Source organism: Mesorhizobium sp. M2A.F.Ca.ET.039.01.1.1, from assembly GCF_003998035.1.
In the GTDB taxonomy this organism is placed as follows: Bacteria; Pseudomonadota; Alphaproteobacteria; order Rhizobiales; family Rhizobiaceae; genus Mesorhizobium.
The window spans coordinates 1-3,731 of the sequence record NZ_RZRY01000625.1; the positions used below are offsets into that span (position 1 = coordinate 1).

Genomic DNA, 3,731 nt, shown 5'->3' on the forward strand with positions numbered 1-3,731 from the left:
GAGCAGCACCAGGGCGGCCGGCTCGCCGCCGGACAGGATGAAATCGCCGATCGAAATCTCCTCCAAACCCCGCGCTTCGATCAGGCGCTGGTCGACGCCTTCGAAGCGGCCGCACAGGATCACAGCGCCCGGTCCGGCGGCAAGCTCGCGCACGCGCGCCTGGGTCAGCGGTATTCCGCGCGGGCTCATCAGCAGCCTTGGACGCTCATCGCCCAGCGGCGAGGCGTGGTCGATCGCCTTCGCCAGCACGTCGGCGCGCATCACCATGCCGGCGCCGCCGCCGGCCGGCGTATCGTCGACCGTGCGGTGCCTGTCGGTGGCGAAATCGCGGATCTGGACCGCCTCCAGCGACCATGTGCCGGCTTCCAGCGCCCGTCCCGCGAGCGACAGGCCGAGCGCGCCGGGAAACATCTCCGGATAGAGCGTGAGCACCGAAGCGGCAAAGCTCAACGGTTGCCTCCGGCATCCTTCGGTCCGCGCGGCCGGCCCTTCGGGTCGAAGCCGGACCGGCCAGGCGCTTCACTGTCGTCCTCATCTTCGACAAGGCCAGCGGCCAGCGGATCGACCTCGACGAAACCGTCGGCGATCGAGACATGCGGCACCGCGGCCTGCGTGAACGGGATCAGCACGCCCTTGCGGCCGGCAAGGGTGACATCGAGGATGTCGCCGCCGCCGAAATTATGCACGGCGACGACCTTGCCGATGACGCCGGTATCGTCCCTGACATCGAGCCCGACAAGATCGGCGTGATAGAACTCGTCCTCCTCGCCGTCGTCGGGCAGCACCGAACGGTCGACGAAAAGCTCTATACCGGCCAATGCCTCGGCGGCGTTGCGGTCGTTGACGCCCTTGAAGCGCACCACCACTACGGTCCCGGCAGGCCTGATGTCGGTGATCTGGAAGGCACGACCGTCCTTGGCGAAGAGCGGGCCGTAATCGGCCAGCGCCAGCGGGTCGCCGGTGAAGGTTGTCACCCTGAGTTCGCCCTTGATGCCGTGCGCGGCACCGATGACGGCCATCTGTACGGGGTTTTCGAGCTTCGACATGGCGGCACTTCCTTTGCCTTGCTCTAGCCCCCTGACGCCATCATTTCAATGACGGCCTCTTCACCGCTTCCTAACCTCGACACCCGACAATGGCGCCATGCAGGAATTCCTCATCCCGGCAAAACCCGATCTCCAGGCGGCGCGCGAGACCTGGCTGAAGACACTGGCGCATGAGCGCCGGCTGTCGCCGGAGACGGTCGAGGCCTATGAACGCGACACGCGCCAGTTCCTGCATTTCCTGACCGGACATCGCGGCGGCCCGCCCGGCATTTCCGACATCGCCGACCTGCGTCCCGCCGATCTGCGCGGCTTCCTCGCCAAGCGCCGCAATGACGGCGCCGGCGCCCGCACGCTGGGGCGCGGCCTTGCCGGCATCCGCTCCCTGCTGCGCTTTCTCGAAAAACGCGGCCTCGTCAACGCTGCGGGTGCCATCGCTCTGCGCGCGCCGCGCCAGCCGAAATCGCTGCCCAAGCCGCTGGCGGCAAGCGACGCCAGAAAGGTCGTGTCGATGGAAGGCCAGCTCGCGGAAGAACCCTGGATCGCCGCCCGCAATGCCGCCGTGCTGACGCTGCTCTATGGCTCCGGCCTGCGCATTTCGGAAGCGCTGGGGTTGACCGGCGCCGATCTGGCGACGGAAGCCGACACCGTGCTGCGCGTCACCGGCAAGGGCGGCAAGACGCGGCTGGTGCCGGTGCTGCCGGTGGCCCGCGATGCGGTGGCGGAATACCGCCGGCTCTGCCCCTTCCACATCGGTCCCGACGGCCTTTTGTTCCGCGGCGCCCGCGGCGGCCCGCTCAACCCGGCCATCATCCAGCGCGAGATGGCGAAGCTGCGCTCGGCGCTGAACCTGCCCGACACCGCGACGCCGCATGCCCTGCGCCACTCCTTCGCCACTCACCTGCTCGGCCGCGGCGGCGACCTGCGCACGATCCAGGAGCTGCTCGGCCACGCCAGCCTGTCGACGACCCAGATCTACACCGGCGTCGACACCGCGAGGCTGCTCGACATCTACGAGAAGGCGCATCCCCGCGCCTGAGCCCCCCTGACTTCGTCATCCACGGGCGGAGCGACGCGAAGCGGAGCGCAGACCCGAGGATCCATGCCGTGACGTCGAAACTGGGGCTCAGCGGAGCAGAATTCTGCACCGTCGCAACGCGTTGAGGTCACGGAATGGATCCTCGGGTCTGCGCGCGTCGCTTCGCTCCTTGCTCCGCCCGTGGATGACGACCCGATGGACGTTTCCGCTAACCACCAAGGGCATTCCATCCGACAACGCACCTCGAACAATTTCACCGCGCCGATTAACCGTTTTGCCGCTTTTCAGCGCTAAGACCCTTCCCATGAAACGCGTCATCGCCATTGCCGACCGCGCGGCCCTTGTCTCGTTGAAGCTGCTTGCGGCGCTCAACCTGCTGTTTTTCCTGTCTTTCATCTTCGTTCTGCTGCTCGCAAGCCGGGCGCATGCAGAGGCGCCGAATTGCGCCGGCACCGATCTCTTGACCGCGCTGGAGAAGAGCGATCCAGCCGCCTTCAAGAAGGTCGAGACCGAAGCGGCAGCCGTTCCGAACGGCAAGGGCCTGTTGTGGAAGCTGGAGAAGCCGGGCGAGAAACCGTCCTATCTGTTCGGCACCATGCACATGACCGACACGCGCGTCACCACGTTGCCGGCCGCCGCGCAGAAAGCCTATGACGGCGCCGGCACCGTCATCATCGAAACCACCGATGCCATGGACAGGGCCAAGATGATGGCCGCAATGGCCAGCGAACCCGGCCTGATGATGTTCACCGACAACACCACCTTGTCGTCGCTGCTGTCGCCGGACGATGCGGCGGCGCTGAACAAGGGGCTCGACGCCCGCGGCATCCCGCCGGCGACGGTCGCCAAGATGAAGCCGTGGATCCTGTCGGCGATGATGGCGCTGCCGGCCTGCGAGGTGGCGCGCCAGTCCGCCGGCGAACCCGTGCTGGACGTCAAGCTAGCTTCGGACGCCAAGGCCTCGGGCAAGGACGTCGAAGGGCTCGAGACCGCCGTTGGCCAGCTGCGCGCGATGGCTTCGCTGCCGCTGGAATTCCACATGAAGAGCCTGGTCGAGACGATGAAGCTCGGCGACAAGGTGAACGACGTCAACGAAACGATGATCGTGCTCTACCAGCGCGGCGAGGTCGGCATGTTCTGGCCGCTGTTCAAGGCGGTGCTGCCCGAGACCGCCGATGACCAGGCCGGCTATGCCGCCTTCGAGCAGACCATGATCACCAGCCGCAACAAGGTGATGGCCGCGAATGCGATGCCGATTCTGGCCAAGGGCAACGTCTTCATGGCCGTCGGCGCCATGCATCTGCCCGGCCCGGAAGGACTGGTCGAGGATTTTCGCAAGGCAGGGTATAGTGTTACCGCCGTCAACTGAGTCGTCTGGCGGCTGGCGGACCTGAAAACGCCGGTTTTTCAGCGCTTTCCGTCCGTTTGCGTGAAACCCGATGCGGGATCAACGCGTTGATGGCTGTTATTTTGATGACTTTCATCCAAGGAGGACACGTTTCATGGCGAACCCTAACGACCCCTTCACCCCTTCGAGCCCGCCTCCCAGGTCCGGTGGCGGCGGCAGCGGGTGGCTGATCGCCCTTGTTGTCATTATCCTGGCCATTGTTGCGTATTATGTCTTTGGCAGAAGCGGCGGCGAGCAAGCC

The 3,731-nt window shown here is 66.0% G+C and carries 3 protein-coding genes and 1 pseudogene; 2 read left to right on the forward strand and 2 right to left on the reverse strand.

Annotation, left to right across the window (positions count from 1 at the left end; genetic code table 11):
* Both EOA24_RS30640 and rimM read right to left on the reverse strand, forming a co-directional pair.
* Nucleotides 1-450 (reverse strand): annotated as a pseudogene (locus tag EOA24_RS30640) (tRNA (guanosine(37)-N1)-methyltransferase TrmD); the annotation flags it as partial.
* Nucleotides 447-1,046 (reverse strand): ribosome maturation factor RimM, encoded by a 600-nt coding sequence (gene rimM / locus EOA24_RS30645; protein ID WP_127255454.1) that lies wholly within the window; start codon nt 1,044-1,046, stop codon nt 447-449. The gene rimM and the pseudogene EOA24_RS30640, both read right to left, overlap by 4 nt.
* A gap of 97 nt (nt 1,047-1,143) precedes the next feature.
* On the opposite strand from rimM, the gene EOA24_RS30650 reads away from it, so the two are divergent.
* Together EOA24_RS30650 and EOA24_RS30655 are read left to right on the forward strand one after the other, a co-directional pair.
* Nucleotides 1,144-2,082: a tyrosine recombinase XerC gene (locus EOA24_RS30650; RefSeq protein ID WP_126080463.1), complete on the forward strand. Its 939-nt coding sequence runs from the start codon at nt 1,144-1,146 to the stop codon at nt 2,080-2,082.
* A 304-nt stretch (nt 2,083-2,386) separates the two neighbouring features.
* Nucleotides 2,387-3,451, forward strand: coding sequence for a TraB/GumN family protein (locus EOA24_RS30655; protein WP_126080462.1), 1,065 nt, complete (start codon nt 2,387-2,389; stop codon nt 3,449-3,451).
* Nucleotides 3,452-3,731 lie beyond the last annotated feature (280 nt).

Bases quoted from the DNA above. Each gene is read 5' to 3' on its own strand.
- EOA24_RS30655 (WP_126080462.1), top strand. From the start codon at position 2,387: ATGAAACGCGTCATCGCCATTGCCGACCGCGCGGCCCTTGTCTCGTTG.
- rimM (WP_127255454.1), bottom strand. From the start codon at position 1,046: ATGTCGAAGCTCGAAAACCCCGTACAGATGGCCGTCATCGGTGCCGCG.
- EOA24_RS30650 (WP_126080463.1), top strand. From the start codon at position 1,144: ATGCAGGAATTCCTCATCCCGGCAAAACCCGATCTCCAGGCGGCGCGC.